The sequence below is a fragment of the Parasedimentitalea marina genome, from assembly GCF_004006175.1.
Classification (GTDB): domain Bacteria; phylum Pseudomonadota; class Alphaproteobacteria; order Rhodobacterales; family Rhodobacteraceae; genus Parasedimentitalea; species Parasedimentitalea marina.
This window is the reverse complement of sequence record NZ_CP033219.1, coordinates 2,620,080-2,641,379: the sequence shown is the minus strand read 5'-3', so window position 1 is coordinate 2,641,379 and position 21,300 is coordinate 2,620,080. Positions and strand designations below refer to the sequence as shown.

The window sequence follows — 21,300 nt, the reverse complement described above, 5'->3', positions numbered from 1 at the left end:
TCTCAATCCGTTCTCGACATTTTCAAAGTATCCGTTTAGGTCAAGTACGTATTTTCTCCCATAGCCGGTTGTCACGATCAATCGGATTGTTCCACCTGGTTTTTTTTATTGCTGAGTATCAACGGGTTGATCGCTGGCCAGCCAGTCAAAACCAGCCTTTCCCGGTCTGATGCGTGAGGGGGCAGTTTGACGTAATAGCCCACCGGGGACGCTACCGTTTCAGGCTGTAATTTGACCAGCCACCCCGCATCGACAAAGGACTTTGTCAGCCCTTCCCAACCCAAGACTGCGCCCATGTCATCATGGGCTGCCAGCAGTGCAATCACGTAATTGCTGACCCTATGCGAATTTCTTAGCGGCCCGCTGCAGCCCAATACGCTGCACCAATCCCGCCAATCGGTTCATTCGGTTCCAGCGATATTCAAGTGGATTCGATAAGAAATTTACAGCCCAAATTCAGCGCCTTACGCACACTCGATTGCCTGCTTGCCAACCCTTATATTGAACTTCTGTATAGGAGAGTATTGGAGCTTGAAGCCAAGGTGAGAATGGGCCACTCACATCCATTCAGGATGAGCTACGGCCTGACTTTGCAAAGGTCGCTTCCTTCGCATAGCCGCCGTTGGACTTGACCGCAACGAATTCCCGCTTTCAGAACAAACAGGACAATCATGCTAGATAGAGCAGGGCGCCGAAACTAGCGCGTGATAGACAGGAAACTTAACAAATTCTAGAGCCGCGAAAGCAACCATTTCAAGGCATAGCGGACTTTGGTGCGCTCAACCAATATCGCTGAAAGGTAGGTCTGGAAACCGCAGAGTTTTACCGATTTCGTTCCAAAGAAGTCTCGCGAGTTCGTTCACCATAAATGTTACTCAGTTTGCTTTGCAGGCTTCGTGAAGTGATCTAATTACCTGTTTTTATTTGTTCTTCTCTGCACAGATGTGGTTCATTCTGCTCAGCTTGTCTTTGTTGCCCTTTTGCTTCACGCTGGTCGTGTAACCTTCGAGGATCATGCGACAAAGTGGATTTCAACCAGATACGATACTTCCTAGCGCTTGCGGACACGCTGAACTTCACACGGGCAGCGGAGCAGTGTTTTGTGTCGCAGCCTGCGCTGACCCAAGCGATCAAGCGCCTGGAAGATGAGCTTGGCGGAGAACTGATCCGTAGAGTTGCTCGAGAAAACGAGCTTACTGATCTGGGCAAGTCCTTGAGAACACATTTCGAACAGATTGACCGCACACGGCATTTGGTGCGGTCAACCGCGAAAGCCGTGAATGCTGGAGAAATCGCGGAGCTCAACATTGGGCTGATGTGTACGATCGGGCCTGGCGTTCTGGCGCCGATGTTGGAAGCATTTCATGTCGCAAATCCATTGGTATCAATTGTCCTGCATGATGTCGCACCGGACGCAATTTCTGATCTGTTGCTGAGCGGCGTGTTGGATGGCGCCTTCTGCGCGCGCCATGGGGCGCCGCATCCGCAGCTTAGCTATGTCGAACTGTTCGAAGAGCCCCTGGTAATTGCTTTTCCAGAGAACCACGCGTTTTCACAGATGGAGGCAGTGTCCCTGAGGGATATTGCTAAACAGCAGTATGTTGAAAGGCTTCATTGTGAATTCCGTGAGGAAGTCCTCGAGTACTACAAAGAGTTGGATCTTGAGCTTGAGGTTGCTTTTAGAAGTCAGCGTGAAGACTGGATCCAGGGGATGGTCCGCAATGGTGTCGGTGTATGTTGCATCCCGCGGTATTCGCTGCTGCGGCCCGAATTGGATCACAGACCGATCGTGGATCCAGCCTTGTCGAGAAAAGTTGCTTTTGCCACGGCGGAGCAATCCGAACAGCCCCCTGCATTGAAACTGCTTGCAAAGATGGCACGTGCGCATGATTGGCCGGTCTACGCGTCCGAGCAGCAGAATGGGCCTACCGTATAACAAAATTCCGCAGTTTTGCATGCACGCTGTGCACCAATAGCTAGGCTGCCATAAGCAGTGCCTATTGAATACGAACAACTGAATATTTCCGGGCGACGTTGCCTTTGGCTACGATTGATCAAGCGGTAGAGGGGATCTGCCGCGGCAGTAATCTGAACCAAGAGGGTGAATAAGCCGTGGGGGGAGGTCAGTTGTTCCGAAAGTCCGCCGATGTATCTGGTATCGCTGTCCTGGGAACAGTGTCGGAAGCCGCGTTTCAAAACGCCTTCTCGGATCATTGGCAAGCTGGCCTCTTTGTTGATGCGATCACAGACGACCCGTTGTTTACATCAGTCCACAAATTCAACTCCGGCAACGGATGGCCCCGTTTCTTTGATACGATTGCGGGCGAGAACATCAGTGAAATCACTGAGCGCGCAGGTCGCATGATCCGTATCTGGCTGCATTCTCGGACGTCCGGTGCTGACCTCGGGTATCTGTTTCTGGATGGACCGGAACCAACTGGGCTGAGCGACTGTTCTAAGTCTTCAGCACTCCGATTTTTGCCACCGGGATATCTTCGGTCGGAAGGATATGGGGAGTTCGATAGACTGTTTGCTTCCTAGGCTTAGGTGGATTCAGGATCCCAAAATTATAAAAATGGAGAACGAAAGAATGAAAACCAAATCAGCAAAAGCCACCTTGAGCATATCAGTAGTGTCCTTGGTAGCCGCTAGCCTGTCTGGCGCCGTGCAAGCTTCCGGGCACTTTATTTCAGGTTTGCAGGACCAATATCCGGCCTATGATCTCAATGACACCTATGTGTTTCAGTCCAGCAACGACGGTTACACGACCATAATCGCCTCGGCCAATCCCAGCCTGCCGGGCACAAACACCTCACCAGCAGGCGTCATCTTTGGAAACGAGGGTCTCTACAATCTCCATATTGCCCAGGATGGAGAATTCCAGTCCGGCATAACCCTAGTGTTCTCCTTCGAAGGGAAAAATGTCGAAGTTGGCGAGGCCAGCGCCCCCAATGCTCCTGTGGGAGAGACAGGAGAGCAACTAGGTAGCGGCATTGTAGGTGGCACCCTGGAACTGCCGAATGGCATCCGGGTGTGGACAGGGCGAGGAGAGGACCCGTTCTTTGGCAATGGCGTTGGCCTGGCCAAATTCAACGCTGCGAAGCAGGCCGGTAACTTTGCCCCGGAGGTATTTAAGGAAGACGGCGACCTGTTCATTGGAGCAACCGCCAGTTTTGTCGTTGTGGACGTCCCCAACACGCTTCTAGGCGACGAGGTCAAAGTCTTCACGACCACAGCTGTGCCCCACAAGGACGAGTGGGTCCAGGTCGATCGGCACGCCAATGTGCTGTTTCCCTATGTCTTTCTGTCTGACACTCCCGCTGTTCAGGAAGACCACGGACAGCACCGCCCTGACCTGGACATCGAAGAACGCCGCCAGGCAATTGTGAACAATGTCTTCTGGGCAGTCTCCGCCTCGCAGGCAATCAAGGGGAACCCAGTGGAGTACGCGGGTAAGGTTGCCGACATGGTCATGCCCGACGTGCTGACCTACCGCCCGGGCACAGAGGCCAGTTATGCGGTAGATGGCTTGAACGGTCGGGCGCTGCATGATGACGCGATGAACACCGTCCTGCATCTAATGGCCGGTGTTGAGGTGGACGACAATGCTGACGACACCAAGCGCTATGCGGATCAGTTTCCATACATCGTTCCTGTGAACTGATTTCACCAAGACCATGCCTGCCTGGCCTCTCGGCCGGACCCATAATCGCTGACGTCAGACAGGCGAGGCCAAAATCAAACGCTTCATACCCGTAGGGTGATTGAGGAAGACAAACCGGCGGCGTTGGTCATTGTTAATGATAACCCGTCCATCGGCCCCGAGACTATTTCGGGCGAAAGATTGGCGGAAATCCGCATCGTTGGACGTGTGAGGTATGTCATCGCAGATCTTTGACGGCAGTTGTGATGAGCAGGAGTAACCAAATTTCGGAACCTTTTTGGATTTCGTTCCGAACCGTGGATGCCGGCTCACGCCGATCTCATAGCCCAATCCACACCAGCACCCCGTATGCAGCAACGCCAACACACATCGTCATAATCACGTGGTTGGTGACATATGCGACGCCGAGCGCAGCAGCTGCGGCAAGCCAAGTTCCGATGGACTGACCAGCAAGCGATGATGCCACTAGTGCTACGACGATAAGACCCGGCAAGTCATCCAGCACCCACGAGAACCGAGAAGACCTGATTGTATCGCCAGCAAAAAGGCCTAACACTCTGATAGAGAACGCAGCAACCGCGAGAACAATGATCAACATCCAAAAAGAGAAATTCACAATACGAGCTTTCTTTTGCTTCTAACAATATGGGAAACAGCGAGACCGAAGACAGCTCCTGCGACAATGGCGTATGCCTTCGGTGCGCCCAAGGTGACAGCGCAGATTGTGACTGTGAAGCTGGCGGCCCACGGAATGAGGTTTGCCGGGCCGCGCCATAGCCCCACCGCCATCGCAATGAAGGCAGCGGTGAATGCGAAACCTAACCCGAGTTGCTCAAGGTTTGGCAGCGTTGCCCCTGCAAACGCCCCGAGCGTTGTCGAGCCTGTCCAGACTGAGATCATCACAAGCCCTGAGCCGATCAAAAAACTGGCCCCTATTTCAGGATTCTTAGCCCGCTCCGCCATTGTTAAGGCCCAGTTTTCGTCGCCAGTGATATGGATTGTCAGCAACTTCATGCGAAATGAAAGCCCATTCAGAAGCTCTGACAACGAAGCAACAATGCCGATGTATCGGAGGTTTAGAGCGGCACCTGCGAGAGCCGCTCCGACCACCGCGGACGTTCCCGAAAATTGCTCGACGGCTACAATCTGTGATGATCCAGCATGGACAAAGCTGCTCATAAGGGCAACGCCCCACCAGGGAAAACCGACTTGAGCTGCCAATAGGCCAAATGCAAAGCCATAGAGGGCTGCACCGGCGGCGAGGGGGAGAATTGCGAGAGCACCATGTTTCATGACGGGCAATTTAGCGACTATGTTTGATAGACTAAACAGCAAATACCTGCATAATGTGATCGTATCGCATCAAAATCTTACACTTGTTGAAGGTAGTGCATCATGGATCAGTCTGACTATAAGTTATTGGGCGTTTTGCAGAAAAATGCGCGAACTCCAATACAAGATTTGGCAGACCATATCGGAGCATCTACAGCGTCTGTACAGAGACGGTTAAAAGTGATGCGTGATGCCGGAGTTATCCAAAAGGAAGTCGCAGTTTTAGATCAGCAGAAACTGGGCTTTGGCATCACTGCGGTCGTGTCTGTTGAGCTTGAACGGGACCGTTTAGATCAGATTGACGCTTTTAAAAGGAAAGCCCGACAGGATAGGCAGGTGACGAATTTCTACTGTATTGCTGGGGATGCAGACTTCGTTATGATTGTGGTTGCAAAGGACATTGAGGACTACGAATCATTTACGCATAGGTTCTTCTTCTCAGATAAGAACGTCCGTAAATTTCGCACATCGATTGTTATTTCGACCGAGAAAGCGACTCTAGAATTGCCCATCTGATCTTCGAAAGCCGCTATTCGCTTCATGCAGAACGATGGAATATGGACTCTTTGCCGTCAATCGTAGCAACGTCCTTGAAGGTGCACAGAGGGCCGTTCGCGACATGTCGGCGCTTCCGTGGGGCTGACTTTGCAAAGGTCAATAACTGCGCCTTGCAGTCATTCACTGCTGTCGATCCAATTGGTGCTTTCGGCCGAGGCAATGTGAAAACTCCTGGTCGGATGTTCTGTCGTGGCTTTCATATCGATGAAGTGTAGAAAAGCCCGTTCAACTGGACGAGAGAGTGAAGATAACGGGTGTTTTCAACCGTTATCAATCTTCTGGCGGAGTTTTCATACAGCCCCGGCCCATTGCGGACCCACATGGATGGTACGGCGAAGAGCAGGTTGGTGCTCTCGCCTACCAAGTTGTCGCCTTGTAGCAAATGTCAGCTTCAACTGTGTTGCCAACAACATTCTCTTTTAGAATTGTTCCATTTGAACGCTTAGGTGCTGACGTCAGACAGGTTGCATGTAGGCCCAAACCCACCGCCGCCAGGAGACTTCAGAACAAACACATCACTGGGCATCATGTTGGCTTCATCATTACCGTTCAGCATCTCAATCTGTCCATTTTCTCGCTCAATACTGTTCTCTCCAACTGCGCCAGAACTGCCGCCCATAGCACCGTGTGGCTGGACTTTACGATGAGATGACAAAACCGTAACGGTCGTTGCTTCAAGAAAACGTAATCGTCTAACAATTCCATCACCACCGCAGAATTTTCCAAGTCCGCCTGACCCTCTGCGTATCGAAAATTCATCAAGGCGCACGGGAAAGCGTGTTTCTAAGACTTCTGGATCGGTCATGCGGGTGTTGGTCATATGGCTATGAACGGCACTTGTTCCATGAAATCCGTTCCCCGCACCAGCCCCACCGCAAATGGTTTCGTAGTTCTGATAGCTGTCGTTTCCGTAGACGAAATTATTCATTGTTCCTTGGCTGCCCGCGATCACACCTAGTGCGCCGTAAAGCGTGTCGGCTATTGCCTGACTGACCTCTGTATTGCCCGAAATGACGGCGGCAGGGGAGTCGGGATTGATCATGCTTCCCTTGGGCACAATAAGGGTCAATGGCTTTAGGCAGCCCTCGTTCATGGGAATGTCACTGCCGACCAAAGTGCGAAACACATAAAGGACAACCGCGCGACAAATCGCCAGCGGCGCGTTGTAATTCCATTCATTTTGGGGCGAAGTACCGGTGAAATCAATGGTCGCGATCCGTTCTCTTTTGTTGACGGAGATTGCGACTTTGATCTGGTCGCCGCTGTCGAGTGGATAGGTGAATTTGCTGTCATGAAGCACATCCAACACCCGTCGCACGCTTTCTTCGGCATTCTTTTGAACGTGGGTCATATAGGCGTGTACGGTTCGAACACCGAATTGATCAGTGATTTTCTGCAACTCAATTTGACCCGTGGTGTTTGCCGCGATTTGCGCTGAAAGGTCCGCCATGTTTTGATCAATGTTGCGGCACGGGTATTTACCTGAGGCTAGTAACGCGCGGGCTTGTTCGTTTCGCAGCTGGCCTTGTTCAACCAAGAGAAAGTTGTCGATCAGAACGCCTTCGTCATCGATAGTTCTGCTGTCAGGCGGGGCTGAACCCGGAGTTTTGCCGCCAATATCCGCATGGTGTCCGCGACTGGCAACGGTGTAGATTATCCGCTTACCCGTCGTGTCAAAAATCGGGGTGATCACCGTAACATCTGGCAAATGCGTGCCACCATTAAACGGGTTGTTCATCATGAACACATCACCGGGCCTGATTTTGCCTTGGTTTTGTGCCAAAATGACCCGCACGCTTTCGGACATTGACCCCAAATGAACCGGCACATGCGGCGCATTTGCGACCAGGTCGCCCATTTCATCAAAGATCGCACAGGAAAAGTCGTACCGCTCTTTGATATTTACAGAATATGCGGTGTTGGCGAGCGTCGCTCCCATCTGGTCGGCGATGGACATGAACAGGTTGTTAAAGACTTCAAGCATTACGGGATCTACCTTGGTGCCAATCGCCTCTCGGCGGGCCAGTGGCGTGATCCGTGTCAGAACAAGGCAACCGCCTGCGATGCATTTGGCTTGCCAACCTTGTTCCAAAATGTTGGTGCCAGTTGGTTCCGTCAGGATCGCAGGACCCTGCAGCACGTCCCCTTGACGCATGCTTGTGCGGTCAACGATTGGCGTGTCTGTCAATGAGCCTTCGGACCACATTTTACCTGTGTGCGCTGTGCCTGAACCGCTGGCGCTTTCGGTCAGGGTTACAGTTTCGCCCGTCTCCCCGATGGCCTCGGCTGACAGGATTTCGATCAACAATTTGGCCCCTTCAGGGACAAACCCGAACCGCTGTTTATGCGCTGCTTCAAACGCTTGGGTCATCTCGTCTTGAGTTGCGAATGGCACCTCTAGAGTTTGTTGTGCGCCAGTGGGGCGGATATGCGCCATTCTTACGGTTTTGATATTGCTGTCGGGTATACCTTGACTGCTCACTTCTGCATTTGCATCCGCGCACAGTTGGTCAAGGACATTGCGAGCATCGTCAAGTTGGTCGATGCCTTTACCAAACTGATGTTCCCGCATGGCACGCACATCTGCAAGCCCCATTCCAAAGGCGGATAACACACCGGCAAATGGATGAATGAAGACGCTTTCCATCCCTAATGCATCCGCCACCAAACAAGCATGCTGGCCGCCCGCACCGCCAAAGCAGTTCATAGTGTATTTGGTAACGTCATAGCCGCGTTGGACACTGATTTTCTTAATCGCATTTGCCATATTTTCGACTGCGATCCGCAAGAAACCTTGGGCGATCTCTTCGATAGACAGGCCGTTGCCAATCTCAATCGCCATGGCTTCAAATTTGGTTCGGACCGCGTCGAAATCCAACGGCTGATCCGCGTTCGGGCCGAAAACCGGTGGGAAAAAATCTGGTTGCAGTTTGCCTAGCAAGACATTGCAATCGGTGACAGTTAAAGGGCCGCCGCGCCGATATGCGGCTGGGCCAGGGTTGGCACCAGCGCTTTCTGGACCAACTTGCATCCGCCCATCGCGATACGACAAGATCGACCCGCCGCCAGCCGCGACTGTATGAATGGACATCATTGGCGCACGCATCCGTACGCCTGCCACTTCAGTTTCAAAATTGCGCTCATATTCCCCTGCGTAATGGCAAACATCGGTTGATGTGCCGCCCATATCGAACCCGATAAGCTTGTCAAAACCATATTCAGTTGCCGTGCTGACCATGCCGACAACGCCGCCCGCGGGCCCCGACAGGATCGCGTCGCGGCCCTCAAAAAGGGCGGCGTCTGTCAATCCACCGTTTGATCGCATGAACATCAGGCGTTCACATCCGCCTTTGTCGGCGTCCAAGGCATCTGCAACCTGGCCGACGTAGCGCCGCAGGATGGGAGAGAGGTAGGCATCGACAACGGCTGTGTCGCCGCGCGAAACCAGCTTGATCAAGGGGCTGGCCTCGTGGCTGAGTGACACTTGCGTAAAGCCGGATTGGCGTGCCATGTCGCCGATCTGCTTCTCATGATCTGAATACCGGTAACTGTGCATCAACGCCACTGCGACAGAGCGGTAGCCTTCACAGTAAGCGCGCGACAGCGCATCGCGTGTTTTTTGGCTTTCGAGTGGCAAAATGACTGTGCCATCTGCCGCGATGCGCTCTTCAACCTCAATCACATCTTCATACAGCAGTTCTGGCAGTTGGATATCGAGGTCAAACAATCGGGGCCGGTTTTGGAACCCAATGCGCAGAAGATCACGCATACCTTTAGTGATGAGAAGCAGCGTTCGCTCGCCTTTGCGCTCAAGCAGCGCGTTGGTGGCGACGGTTGTACCCATTTTGACTGCGCCTATGCGGCCCTTGGGGATTGGATCGTTGGGGGCAAGGCCAAGTAGATCACGAATGCCATGTACGGCGGCATCGATATAGACCTCGGGGTTTTCAGACAGCAGTTTATGCGTGCGCAGCTCCCCTTCTGGCGTCTTGGCAACGATATCGGTAAAAGTGCCTCCGCGGTCGACCCAAAATTGCCACATGGCACAGCTCCTTCATGTGCTGGCGGACCAGCATCTATTACAGTGTTAAGAAATGATGTTTGTCAGGCTTAGTAGAACAAAGATGGCAACCAAAGCGCGAGGTTCGGGAAGATCAACAGCAGGCCCAGCATCACAAACATCGTGACGACAAACGGCAGCGCTCCTTTGATCACATCGATCATTGGCCCAGATTTTCGGATGCCCTGCACGACATAGAGATTGATGCCGATGGGCGGTGTGATCAGCGCGGTCTCTAGCAAGACCATTAGCAGTATGCCGAACCAGACGGGGTCAAACCCTAGTGCAACCACGATGGGTGTAATCAACGGTGCCATGGTCAAGAGCATGGACAGCGTTTCCATAAAGCAGCCGATCAAGATCAGGACGGCGACGATCATCAGCATCGTTTGCATCGGCGTCCAGCCCAACCCTGTCACGAAATCCGTCAATGCCTGCGTCAGGCCGATGATCGACAGGACAAAGTTCAAGAACACCGCTGCAATAATGATCAGCATGATCATGGCTGTGGTCCGCATGGTGCCTTCAATGGCCTGGCGCATCATGTCGATGGACATTTTGCCGTTGATTGCGGCCAGCAGCATAGAGGCGACAACCCCCAAGGCCGCAGCCTCGGTCGGGGTGGCGAGGCCAGCATAGATGGAGCCGACGACCACAACGAAGATACCCAATGGCGGGATCAAAGCGGGCAGCGCCCGGAGCCGTTCGCCCCATGTGTGGCGCAGCTTTTCTCCCCCCCATTCGGGCTTGATCATACAGGCCACGACAATGGTCCCCATGAAAAGAAGCGCCAGAAGGAACCCGGGGATAAAGCCCGCCAGGTACAGTTCCGGAACTGAGGTGTTGGTCAGCAGGCCATAAAGGATGAGGTTGATCGAGGGTGGGATCAAGATGCCCAAAGTGCCGCCCGCAGCAATTGTGCCGAGAAACAAGCTTTCGTTGTAGCCACGTTTTTCAATTTGCGGCACGGCAACGGTGCCAATTGTCGCGGCCGTCGCCACGGATGATCCAGAGGTTGCCGCGAATAATGCAGAGGAGCCGATGTTGGAATGCATCAAGCCACCCGGCAGCCAGCCCACCCATTTGACGATGCCATCATACATGCGCTCGGTGATACCTGCGCGCAGCAAAATCTCACCCATCATCACAAACATCGGGATCGCCACCAGCAAGAAGTCGGTTGAGGTTTGCCACGCCATATCTGAAATGGCGCGGTGCAATGGCATGGCGCTATCAGTGAATTGCAGGATCAGGCCCAACCAACCAAGCGAGGCAGCAATCGGAACCGCCAGACCAATCAGGGCCAGCAGGATAAGCAGTGTTTTCACAAGCATCAGTTTATACCGTCTCGTCTTCGATTTGTTCGTCGAGGGATTTGACACCGATCAGGTCTTGGGTGCCGGCAACATCGCCTTGGATCATGCGCTTAACCGCAACAAGGCTGATCAGGGCTCCGGAAAAGACGAAGAACATCCACCCCAGAAGCCAGGGAATTTGAGGCAGGGCCAGCGGCACCCGCATCGGCGTGATAGAGCGCGATCCGTTGTTCAGCGTGTCACCGACCAGGGACCAAACATTGTAGACAACGACTGAGGCAAAGCCGATCAGCATCAGCATGCCAAACAGGTTGATCACCCCGTGCAAGGATTTGGGAAAGACCCCAAGAAGCGCGTCGACGCGAATATGGGCGCGCTCAAACAATGCGTAGGACAGGGCAAGGGCCGTCGCCACACCAAAGGCGTAACCGGAAATTTCATCGGCGCCGCCTATGGAGACATTGAATACCTTGCGCAAGAATACTTCGACGGTGACCAGAAACGCGGATAAAACAATCAGTGATCCGCCCAACCAAGTGAGCCATAGGCTGAGGGTGCGGGTGTTGTTTAGCAATCGCTCTAACATTGGGGAATTCCTGTGCAGGTAGAAGATGAACGGCGGAAAGTGCCCCGCCGCTCGTTCTTTTGGGTGCTTACTTGGCTGCCGCTGTCAGACCCAGGATTGGACCAACAGTTTTGTTCCAGTTTGCGGCACACTCAGCACCACAACGCTCTGCCCACCGGGCAAGAATAACGTCAGTCGCGATGGTGTCACGGGTCGCCAGATCTGCGGCTGTTGGTTCGACCAATGTCATCGAACCCGCCTCGCCAATTGCGCATTCCCCGCCTGTAATACAGGCAATTGCAACATCATCTTCGGTCGCCGTTTCAGCCCACATTGCATCCGTCAAACTGGCGATTTCTGTCTGAAGCAAGGTTTGCTGATCTGCTGACAGGCTGTTCCATTTGTCCATGTTCATGGCCCCAAATGCCAGCCCCCAACCCACTCGCAGAGTGTAGGCATGTGTCGCAACTTGGTTCCATTTTGCAGTGTAGGCTGACATTGTGCCGGTGATTGCGCAGTCAACAACACCTTTTTCCAAGGCCGGAATAACTTCGGAGAAAGACACAGTGACCGATGTGCCGCCAACGCCTTCGACAAAATCACCGAGGGTTGTGGAATAAACGCGGATCTTTTTACCCTTCAGATCCTCGATGCCGTTCACTTCGCCGTTGCACCACAATGTCTGGCTTGGGAAAGGGTAAAGCATCAGCAATTTGGCATTATAAATCTCAGCGAACGATTTTTCCAAGGTTGGATAGTAAGAGTCTGAAACCCTGCGCTGGGTGTCAATATCCTGGGTCAATGTCGACAGGTCCGCACCTTCAAAGATGGCGTTTTCTGCGGCCACGTAGCCGGGCAAACCAAAGGCAAAATCGAACACACCGTTTTTGACCAAGCGCATGATCTCAAAGCCCTTAAGGCCAAGGCCGGATTGGGATTGGATTTTTCCGACGATCGTGCCGCCAGATGCTTCGCTCAGGCGTGTGTTAAAAAACGGCTCTTCGTGTTTTTGATAGTTGGTCAGGCTGGACCATGTGCCCACTGCGTTCAAAACTATGGGATTGTCAGCAAAGGCTGCACCGGCGCTGAAGGCCAAAGCCGCGATAGCTGTTGTAACATTTTTCATATCTGTTCTCCTTGTTGGCATTTTATTTTTTTGGTGGAAGGATGGTTGTTTCGGCATTCTCGGCCACGTCCGAGATCAGCATGTGGCCGGGAGAGTGGGTCATACAAAGGGGCAGTTTTGCATCCAAAAGGACATTCTGGGGGGTCACACCACAGGCCCAGTAGACGGGCACTTCGCCAGCCTTGATTTCAACGGCATCGCCCCAATCTGGCTGCGATAGGTCTGCGATGCCGATCTGGGCGGGGTCGCCAATCGCAATAGGTGCGCCGTGGGCATGGGGGTAACGTGCGCTGATTTCACGAGCTTGTTCGACCTGCTCTTTGGGGATCGGGCGCATGGTCACAACCATTTTGCCCGCGAACGGGCCTGCTGGTTCAAGATCGATGTTTGAGCGGAACATCGGCACATTAAGGCCTGTTTCAATGTGCCGGACGGGGATGTCATTGCGCAAAAGCGCGTTTTCAAATGTGAACGAGCAGCCCAAAGCAACAGTGACCAAGTCATCGGCCCACAACGCTTGGATGTCGTCGACTTCCTCGGCAAAGGCACCGTCTTTGAAGACACGATATTTCGAAACATCCGTTCGAATATCTATGTCAGGTCCAAGCGTTGGCAGGTTTGCATCACCACTATCGCTTACCGCCACAACGGGGCAGGGTTTTGGGTTCCTCTGACAGAACCGAAGAAAGTCCAACGCATAGCATTCAGGAAGAATAGCGAGATTGCATTGGAGTTTTCCAGCGGCGAGTCCCGCTGTGTGGCCGGTGTATGATCCACTCCTAATAGCTGTTCGAACCAGTTCAGGAGAAACGTTTACAAGATCTGAATATGAGGTGGTTTGTAAGGTCATGTCGGACGCCTGTGTGATGTCCTCAGAACAATCCACAGTTTTGCAAATTCATGCAAATTATCATTTTATATCACATGTGATAGATTTTTTTGAACTACCTGGGGTGCGAGCTGTCCCAGTCGCGCGCGACACCTCTTGCAATTTCCGCACTGTTTTCAACAAGAAAGCTGCGTGGTTCCGAAAGGTATGAGGCTGTAAACTCTAATGGCTGGGGCCGAAATCCTGGATCAAATTCAACGATTTGTCCGGACTGCAAAAAATCATCGGCCAATGCACGCGGGTAAGGACCAACAGCGATTCCCGCTGCTATCATTTTCAAACTGGCTGACAAAGAGGCCGATGCATAGACCCGCATTTGGGGGCCAATACGGCGTGACAATTCTGACATAAGCTCTCTATAAGGGCGGGTCTTACTCGAATATGAAATGACCGGAATAGCACTCAGATCAGTTTCGTCGTTTTGGGTCGAGCGATACCAGTGCAAATCGAAAGGCGGCAACTCGACATTTTCGACAGAGAATTCGGACACGGGGCCCATCAGGAAAACAAGGTCCAAACGGCGTTCCAGAAGGGCTGAACGCAAGTTCAATGAGATATCAACCGTAAGATCAACATTGACCCTAGGGTATTGCGTACTGAAAGCCTTCAAAAATTCAGGTAACCAAGCCTGCGCGATGGTTTCAGATGCACCGACGCGGAAAAGTCCCTCTGTTTCAGATGGATTTGCCACACGTTGTTTGATCTCTTCTTCAACAAACAACATTTGCTCAGCGTATGATAACAAAAGCGTGCCGTGTTTGGTTAAAACAACTTCCCCTAGTCCACGTTCGAATAAAGGAACACGAAGTTCCTCCTCGAGATTGGAAATGCGTGTTGACACAGCGGGTTGGGATAGATGCAAGCGCTCCGCTGCTTTGCGAAAGCCACCAAGGCGAGCAACCCAAAGGAATGTTTTGATTTGGTCAAAGGTCATACGTATTCATATTATCGATCAAATGACATTGATATCCATAAACGAAGAAATGGCCACTTTCTGAAAATAACGTTGGAAAAAGCCTTCAAATACCTTCGGCGCGAACGGCGGTTAGGTCCGCACTGCCGTCATCGACTCCCATCGCAGCTAAAGTCAGTTAACCGCCCGGAGTGCAAAAATATTGCAGTGCAGCACCTGGAATTAGGAGCACAAAGTATGAATTTCTGTCGGTCATGGACGAGCGCATGATGTTATAGTTCCGCTTAATACTGCTTTCTAGTTCTAGGGCTCAATAATCAACGGAATTACGAGTGATTGAGGCGCCGACATTAGGCACCAGTCTTATTATGGCGCTCTTGAGGGGTGGTGGGATTTGCAGCGTTTGGTGTCCCAAAACCGGCCTATTGGCGTATAAATCCCATTTTATGCCTTTTTGAAAGACACGCGCCCAATCTGTTCAGATCACGGCTCGCTATCTTAAACGCCCATGTTTTCAGGACACTGACCGGCTTCTTCCGCCATCCTCTGGGCTTTTCCGGTTACTGCAATATCAAATGTCTTCTACCAAGCAACTCGGTTTTGGGTTTTATGGCATCCTAGCGGCGGGTTTGACGGTGGTCACCCTCAGAGCGTTGGACGTGCTTCCATTTTTCAAACTGCAATTGCCCAACCTTTCCAAACGCTGAACACCGGGCGGTGATCTGAGGTGTCGTCGGGGCTCAGACTTGAACGGTACGGCATCGGCATTTTGAGACAGAGATAATTGCAATAACCAGTCGGGACGCGTTCAAACTGTTCAAATCGTCGGTTTGAACGTGTCTTTAAACGGCTTTTAAACGGTCTTTGACCGCCATTGGCGCGAGACTTCGAAAGAGGGGTTGAAGCATTGAATGGAAGGCCAGGGGGCAATCTCAGCGGGCGGCGTTCTTGTTCGCGTCAGCCCTCAACCACTGCCGCCTTGTCATCGGACAGGATCTGGGCCTTCAGCTAGATAAAGGTGGGCAGTGGATCAGCGACCATACTGGCATATTTTCAGCGGGGCCAAACCGCAGACACCCACATCTATTTGCGGGAGCGGCGCCGTAAAACGGGGTATAGCGCTGACCGTCGGGATGTTCAGGCTTCGCTCCAAAAGCCAACGCTAGATTGGCATACCGGGTCTGGGTGATTTCTTGCGCAGTCAAATGGCGTGCGGTCGGTCTGTTCCCATCTCGCGTGCGGACTTTGCCGAAACCAGACGCAACGCGCCAATAGCCTCAATCGCAGAAATCGTATCTTTCCTAACCGCAGCCAAGCTCGCGTCCAGAGTGTCGGCAATGTATTTGATGCTGCCCAAGGTTGGTTTCCCTTTGTTACTTGTGTCAGCGGCCATTTGATTGAAATCGCCGATTCAGTCCATTCGCCGCTGAAACAAGTATCTCAGAAAATTATAACGCGGCGGGGCAGAATGCAGCGAGTTGTTGCAATGATCTCAAGTGGTTCTCTGGCGTATCTTGCCATCATTTACTGTTATTGATCCAACTGGAGCGAGTGACCCAAAACCGCACTTAGGTACCTGACGTAGCGGGCGGCAGGTTTGGCCCGGTTGTGTTGAAAAGCTCTGAAATCTGGAGATCGCGATTTTCCGACTTGCCCCCATAGTTTGCGAAAGTCAGATGGGAAATTCGCCAATGCGGACTTGAGGGCATATCACAGCGAACGTCCTTTCCGACCGTCACGCAACTAAGCATTTGGCATGACCACCAGCTTACGCATGATCGCTGTGGTAGCCAGTTTCTTACATTTACCGTTCCGATCAGATAGTGGTATTTGACCTTTATGTCCGGGTCGAAACGGGTCGCGATGAGGACAAGCGTTCAAGTAGTTCCGCCGCAATTGCCCAGAAACCAACCGTGGCTTGACCGGAAAAAGGGTCACCAAGTGACAGGCTTTGAAGCTGACCTACGGGTCATGTCGCTCAAAACCGAATTACTGCCCGAATGGCGACGGCCTCAAGATTATTCGTGAAGAAAATGAGGATGCTCGTCAGGTCGCCTGCGATATCGCAAAAACCAAAGAGTGCGTGGTATCGATGTAGCTGCGAAAGAAGGGTGAGGTGTCAAACCCGATTGGGCCTTGGACGGCTGCAATTGCGAGGACCATGCGGGGCAAATGAAAAGTTTCTGACCGCCGCCATCGCCCGAAACCTCCGCAGACTGACAAAGATCGTTCCTGCGCCTGAGTAAGTGCGCAAAAACTGATCAGAAAGGCGCTGTCGACCGAATTTCGATAGCGCTTCATGCGCCCCAAATGCCTTGTTTCTCATCGGGAGAGAGGGATTTTTGACTTGCGCCACAGATGCGAGCCAGGTGAGTAGTTATTCCAGAAGCGGGTATATATGCGGAACCTGTCCATTCCGGCATGGGGCGAGGCTGAAGTACACCTTGAAGAGCGATTGGCCGAGATTATCGGCGAAGGCCACCACTACCCGATGGCCAAAATGACCTAATCCTATTCATTTTGATAATTGGCCAAATGTAATAAATCGTTGTGAGAGACGGAAGCCCAAGAGTCTCCCGCCATGCTGAATTCGGCATGGCGCACCAGACTTCAAATTCAGCGTATTTTGTGCTATATGCTTCCGGTTCGAAGAGCGACCGCTTGCGGAGAATACTTCAAGAATTACCATAAAAAGTGGTGTACTGACGCCCAAACTTGTGTTCCTGCCTGACGCGCCGCAGATAGCGGAGGGAAAAATGGCGACTTTTTATGGAGACGGGATTTTTACACTAAACAGCGGTTCAGGAACAGAAATCGCCACCGACCAAACCTTAATCGGGACAACGTCTTCGGATGATATCTTCGGCGATGCCTATTGGCTGAATTACGGAAACACCGGTACGGCTGTTGGCGGCGACGATATCATCAGCGACACCGGCGGACATGCAAACAGACTGTTCGGGGACGCCTATTCGCTCAATTACGGCAGCCTTGGCATTGCAACAGGCGGCGACGACACGCTAACCGGATCTGGTGGGTCGTATGATATCCTTTATGGCGACGCACGATACTTGAACGGCTTCGGAAGTGGAACCGCGACGGGCGGTAACGATATCCTCAATTCTGGCGGAGGTTACTTCAATATCCTCTACGGCGATGCCCAAACCATGAATTATTTTGGCTCCGGCGATGCCTATGGAGGCGATGACGAACTGAATGCCGCCGGAAGCACAAATGAACGGCTTTATGGTGATGCCTATTACATGAATTATGGCTCGTCCGGAACCGCTTATGGCGGCAACGACACGCTGAACGGCAGCGCATCGGGTGACAGTTTTCTGTCGGGTGGTGCATATTATATGAACTACGGCAATATTGCCGTCAGCACCGCTTTTGGTGGTGATGATCATATCTATGGAAACGACGGAAACGACCGTATTTTGGGCGATGCCCATACAATGAATTACTATGGTTCACACGCCGCCAACGGTGGCGACGACTCTCTTGATGGCGGGTCCGGAAACGATAACGTCTACGGTGATGCCACTTATATGAACTACTGGAGCTCAGGGACGGCTTCGGGTGGTGGTGACCTGATTGATGGTGGCAGCGGCAGCGACGTTATTGTGGGCGACGCGTGGTACATGAATTATTCAAGCGCCGGCGCCACCGTAGTCGGTGGCAACGACACTCTGCGCGGCGGTATCGGTTTGTCTGACGAGGTTGATTACATTTACGGCGACAGCCGTTTTATGAACTTCAACAGCGCCAACGCCAACGCTACCGGTGGAAATGATGTTTTGTATAGTGGCAGCGGTGTCAATGAGATCTATGGCGACGGGTACTACATGAACCGCTCCAGCGCTGGCGCCGAAGCCGCGGGAGGCGACGACCAGTTATATGGCGGTGCGTCAAGAGACTTTTTGTATGGTGATGGCTCTCAGATGAACTGGTACAGTGATAACGGTATCGCCACCGGCGGTGATGACACAATTGACGGCGGCGATGGGCGTAATTATCTCTATGGCGATGCCGGAACAATGAACAACAATTCACTTAATACCTCTGCAATCGGTGGAAATGACCTACTGATTGGAGGCAGCGACGTTGACAGGATCTATGGTGATTCCCAGACCATGAATTACCTCAGTACCGGCAATGCAGTAGGTGGAGATGACGTATTGCAGGGCGGGGGCGGAAATGACTACCTGTATGGCGATGCCCAATACATGAACCACCAAAGCAGCGCCACGTCTACCGGTGGTGACGATCTGCTGGAAGGAGCCGCAGGTAACGATTCACTCTATGGCGACGCCTCATCGATGAATTACCTGAGTGTCGGCGGAATGGCCGTCGGAGGGGACGACACGTTGCTTGGCGGTGCCGGAGATGACTACCTTGTTGGTGATGCAGTGGTCATGAACTCTGGCGGCAGCAATTCGACGGCAATCGGAGGCAATGACGTTCTGAACGGTGGCGAAGGAAATGATGTATTGGCAGGTGATACCAGCCGCGCAAACTACAACAGTTCAGGCTCAATTGCGGTTGGGGGGCATGATACATTTATCTTCGAAGGGGAGTTTGGTCAGGACAGAATCGTTGATTTTCGCTTTGGCAACGACGCAACTGGGTCCGATGTGATCGATCTGTCCAGTTTTGCTGGCGATCTGATGCCAGCGCTGGGAAGTGTGCCCTTTGAATATCTACCAGACGTGGCGCTGGCGCAGCTTCTCAGTCGAGCATTCGCGGTCTTGGAGGACCACATTAGTGTTCTAGGCGGTAATTCGGTCATCGATGTCGGCGCAGCACTCGGCGGGACAGCGGGTATCAATGCAATAACCGTATCGAACGTAATTGATCTAACCGTGGACGATTTCGCATTCTTCTAGGCCCGGATTGCCACTGCGTTGCCTCGGTGGCCTAGTCCTGCATTGCTGACTGGGTATGATGAGAAATGTTGCAACCTGCACCTAAGTCAATTCGACCAGGCGGATCGTGAAATTGTGACTGTTGCTGAGGGACGCCTTAGGGCCGGAGGGTTAGTTTGATGGCTCCACCCGAGTGGCAGATTTGCCCAGTCCTGCCAACAGTGAATCCACGAGATAGCTAGGCGCCACTCGAATGGCATTTGTGGACGGCCCCGCATCGAAAGATACTTTTGAGAAGACCAACGCCATGCGCCTTGCAGTCAAAACGGATGCAAACGGGGTTTTGTCAAAGGCAGAAGTGCCCATGGATTGAAGGGTTCATGCGAAGTGTACCTGTTGTTGGCACCCAAGGCCGTCGTGGACCTCATGAGTAGCGAAGTTCGTTATCGGGCCGAAGCTGACTATGTATAGAGCATGAATGGTTCTTAAAACCATGATCCTTCGCACTGCCAACCAGCGAGAAACTAGTGTATATTAAAATCACCTTTTTGGAGGACTGAACATGGTCAACCCTGCGAATTCGCAAAGTATGGCAGATTCAATTTACCTAAAAAAAGTGATGTCAGATCGCGTCCTGTGGCTCACTATGTGTCGTCCCGACCAAGGTAATATACTGTCACTGGCATCGATCGCGACTCTCAAAGACGCGCTCGATGCGGCCTACGCCGACAAGAAAGCCAAGGTGATCATATTATCTGCCGAGGGTCGTATCTTTTGCGCCGGGCATGACCTCTACGAAATGAGCGGCAGCAGGGATTTGCAGCAGACTCGCGCGGAGCAACGCGAAATACTGACCCAATGCAAAAACATGATGATGACGATCATCCACGGGGATAAACCTGTCATTGCTTGTGTACAGGGTATTGCCACTGCAAGTGGCGCACAGCTTGTCTCGGCCTGCGATCTAGCCATCGCTGCGAACACGGCAACATTCTGCATGCCCGGGGTTAATCTTGGGGCTTTTTGCACCACCCCACTGGTCGGAGTGGGCCGAAACATGCACAGGAAACACGCCATGGAAATGGCGCTGACTGGCGATATATTTAGCGCAGCTGACGCTGTGAGGTTCGGATTGATCAACCGAACCGTTTCGCCTGAGAGATTACACGAAGAAACCGAAACGTTGGCTCAGAAAATTGCCAAGCGCTCGAGCGAGGGTATACGTCTCGGTAAGAGGGCCTTCTATCAACAGATCGAAATGTCACTGGAGGAAGCATACCTTGTCGGTATAGATAACATGATCGAAGTATGTTCGACAGAAGATGCGCTACGTGGCTTCAATTCCTTTCTGACCAAAACGTCTCCCAAGTGGACGGATGAAGAATAGTGGACGTGTTCGTCGTTCGCATTGATAGTTTTTGTATTATCCCCACCTTCACGCCGAGCATGGCCAACCGTGCCAGAAACTGGCCAATGCCTTTATGTTTTTGGTATTTGGCCTTGCCCCAAGGTCCAACGGTAACAATGCGCAGGTGGCAACGATTGCAAAATGTCCCGGCGCTGTCCTAAACGGACATTTGAGCGTCGCGCGAAAAAATACCGAGTTGAGCCGGACCTGTTGAAAAACTCCTTTTTCAGCATAATCTACAAACTTATTGCTCCGATGAACGTTCAGTTGGTTTTGGCGAGGTGGGAACAGTTTCATTCAATCTCCGGCACGGATTGGCAGCCTAAGCCCAAAGTTTTAACTCCAAGCACTCCGCGTAAAGTTGGAGGGAGCTTGGGGCTCAGGTCACCAACTCTAAGCTTGGTAGCTGGTCAATGATGGATTCCGTGAGGGGTAGCCACGAGCCGAGGTTGAGCGCGCTGCGCAGGCCGAAAACGACACCACCGGATATGAAATCCTAACCCGCAAGCTCTCATTATGAATGAGGGAGCCTTGGGGGCAGGTCAGACCTCCTCCGCTTCTTGCAGCGTTATGTTTAGTCAGCTCTTTGAAAGGTTTATTA

At 52.4% G+C, this 21,300-nt stretch carries 15 protein-coding genes; 6 read left to right on the top strand and 9 right to left on the bottom strand.

The window, feature by feature from the left end; genetic code table 11:
- Nucleotides 1-77 precede the first annotated feature (77 nt).
- Nucleotides 78-326 carry a hypothetical protein gene (locus EBB79_RS24870; protein ID WP_238704892.1) on the bottom strand — a complete coding sequence of 83 codons (249 nt, stop codon included), beginning with the start codon at nt 324-326 and terminating at the stop codon, nt 78-80.
- Nucleotides 327-1,024: 698 nt separating this feature from the next.
- Between EBB79_RS24870 and EBB79_RS12750 the strand changes: the two genes are divergently transcribed.
- The 3 genes from EBB79_RS12750 to EBB79_RS12740 all read left to right on the top strand — a co-directional run bounded on the left by EBB79_RS12750 (nt 1,025) and on the right by EBB79_RS12740 (nt 3,664).
- The gene (locus tag EBB79_RS12750) at nt 1,025-1,936 is read left to right on the top strand and encodes a LysR family transcriptional regulator (protein ID WP_127749244.1); all 912 of its coding nucleotides are present in this window, start codon (nt 1,025-1,027) and stop codon (nt 1,934-1,936) included.
- Between the two features lie 176 nt (nt 1,937-2,112).
- On the top strand, nt 2,113-2,541 hold the full coding sequence (locus EBB79_RS25655) for a peptide-methionine (R)-S-oxide reductase (RefSeq protein WP_127749243.1): 429 nt from the start codon (nt 2,113-2,115) through the stop codon (nt 2,539-2,541).
- 49 nt (nt 2,542-2,590) lie between these two features.
- On the top strand, nt 2,591-3,664 hold the full coding sequence (locus EBB79_RS12740; protein WP_164860802.1) for a DUF4331 family protein: 1,074 nt from the start codon (nt 2,591-2,593) through the stop codon (nt 3,662-3,664).
- Between the two features lie 319 nt (nt 3,665-3,983).
- On the opposite strand, the gene EBB79_RS12735 is transcribed toward EBB79_RS12740, so the two are convergent.
- Both EBB79_RS12735 and EBB79_RS12730 read right to left on the bottom strand, forming a co-directional pair.
- Complete coding sequence (locus tag EBB79_RS12735; protein WP_127749241.1) at nt 3,984-4,280, bottom strand: AzlD domain-containing protein; 297 nt, start codon at nt 4,278-4,280, stop codon at nt 3,984-3,986.
- A complete protein-coding gene (locus tag EBB79_RS12730) occupies nt 4,277-4,957 on the bottom strand; it encodes an AzlC family ABC transporter permease (protein WP_127749240.1) in 681 nt (226 codons plus the stop codon). Before EBB79_RS12730 ends, EBB79_RS12735 begins: the two co-directional genes overlap by 4 nt.
- Nucleotides 4,958-5,059: 102 nt before the next feature.
- Here EBB79_RS12730 and EBB79_RS12725 point away from each other — a divergent pair, with 102 nt between their 5' ends.
- Nucleotides 5,060-5,512 carry an Lrp/AsnC family transcriptional regulator gene (locus EBB79_RS12725; RefSeq protein WP_127749239.1) on the top strand — a complete coding sequence of 151 codons (453 nt, stop codon included), beginning with the start codon at nt 5,060-5,062 and terminating at the stop codon, nt 5,510-5,512.
- Nucleotides 5,513-5,996: 484 nt separating this feature from the next.
- Here the strand turns inward: EBB79_RS12725 and EBB79_RS12720 are convergent, their stop codons facing one another.
- The 6 genes from EBB79_RS12720 to EBB79_RS12695 form a co-directional block, all read right to left on the bottom strand.
- Nucleotides 5,997-9,596, bottom strand: a complete 3,600-nt coding sequence (locus EBB79_RS12720; RefSeq protein WP_127749238.1) for a hydantoinase B/oxoprolinase family protein — start codon at nt 9,594-9,596, stop codon at nt 5,997-5,999.
- Nucleotides 9,597-9,664: 68 nt separating this feature from the next.
- The gene (locus EBB79_RS12715; protein WP_127749237.1) at nt 9,665-10,948 is read right to left on the bottom strand and encodes a TRAP transporter large permease; all 1,284 of its coding nucleotides are present in this window, start codon (nt 10,946-10,948) and stop codon (nt 9,665-9,667) included.
- A gap of 4 nt (nt 10,949-10,952) precedes the next feature.
- Complete coding sequence (locus EBB79_RS12710) at nt 10,953-11,516, bottom strand: TRAP transporter small permease subunit (protein ID WP_127749236.1); 564 nt, start codon at nt 11,514-11,516, stop codon at nt 10,953-10,955.
- 67 nt (nt 11,517-11,583) lie between these two features.
- Complete coding sequence (locus tag EBB79_RS12705) at nt 11,584-12,621, bottom strand: TRAP transporter substrate-binding protein (RefSeq protein WP_127749235.1); 1,038 nt, start codon at nt 12,619-12,621, stop codon at nt 11,584-11,586.
- Between the two features lie 22 nt (nt 12,622-12,643).
- Complete coding sequence (locus EBB79_RS12700) at nt 12,644-13,471, bottom strand: putative hydro-lyase (protein ID WP_127749234.1); 828 nt, start codon at nt 13,469-13,471, stop codon at nt 12,644-12,646.
- Between the two features lie 94 nt (nt 13,472-13,565).
- Complete coding sequence (locus EBB79_RS12695) at nt 13,566-14,444, bottom strand: LysR family transcriptional regulator (RefSeq protein WP_127749233.1); 879 nt, start codon at nt 14,442-14,444, stop codon at nt 13,566-13,568.
- A gap of 2,696 nt (nt 14,445-17,140) precedes the next feature.
- On the opposite strand from EBB79_RS12695, the gene EBB79_RS12690 reads away from it, so the two are divergent.
- Together EBB79_RS12690 and EBB79_RS12685 are read left to right on the top strand one after the other, a co-directional pair.
- Nucleotides 17,141-19,312 carry a calcium-binding protein gene (locus EBB79_RS12690; protein WP_127749232.1) on the top strand — a complete coding sequence of 724 codons (2,172 nt, stop codon included), beginning with the start codon at nt 17,141-17,143 and terminating at the stop codon, nt 19,310-19,312.
- 541 nt (nt 19,313-19,853) lie between these two features.
- Nucleotides 19,854-20,678, top strand: a complete 825-nt coding sequence (locus EBB79_RS12685) for an enoyl-CoA hydratase-related protein (RefSeq protein ID WP_202977619.1) — start codon at nt 19,854-19,856, stop codon at nt 20,676-20,678.
- Nucleotides 20,679-21,300: the final 622 nt, after the last annotated feature.

Coding starts and splice junctions, on each gene's coding strand:
- EBB79_RS12715 (WP_127749237.1), bottom strand. CDS start 10,948: ATGCTTGTGAAAACACTGCTTATCCTGCTGGCCCTGATTGGTCTGGCG.
- EBB79_RS12710 (WP_127749236.1), bottom strand. CDS start 11,516: ATGTTAGAGCGATTGCTAAACAACACCCGCACCCTCAGCCTATGGCTC.
- EBB79_RS12730 (WP_127749240.1), bottom strand. CDS start 4,957: ATGAAACATGGTGCTCTCGCAATTCTCCCCCTCGCCGCCGGTGCAGCC.
- EBB79_RS12700 (WP_127749234.1), bottom strand. CDS start 13,471: ATGACCTTACAAACCACCTCATATTCAGATCTTGTAAACGTTTCTCCT.
- EBB79_RS12740 (WP_164860802.1), top strand. CDS start 2,591: ATGAAAACCAAATCAGCAAAAGCCACCTTGAGCATATCAGTAGTGTCC.
- EBB79_RS12720 (WP_127749238.1), bottom strand. CDS start 9,596: ATGTGGCAATTTTGGGTCGACCGCGGAGGCACTTTTACCGATATCGTT.
- EBB79_RS12685 (WP_202977619.1), top strand. CDS start 19,854: ATGGTCAACCCTGCGAATTCGCAAAGTATGGCAGATTCAATTTACCTA.
- EBB79_RS12695 (WP_127749233.1), bottom strand. CDS start 14,444: ATGACCTTTGACCAAATCAAAACATTCCTTTGGGTTGCTCGCCTTGGT.
- EBB79_RS12725 (WP_127749239.1), top strand. CDS start 5,060: ATGGATCAGTCTGACTATAAGTTATTGGGCGTTTTGCAGAAAAATGCG.
- EBB79_RS12705 (WP_127749235.1), bottom strand. CDS start 12,621: ATGAAAAATGTTACAACAGCTATCGCGGCTTTGGCCTTCAGCGCCGGT.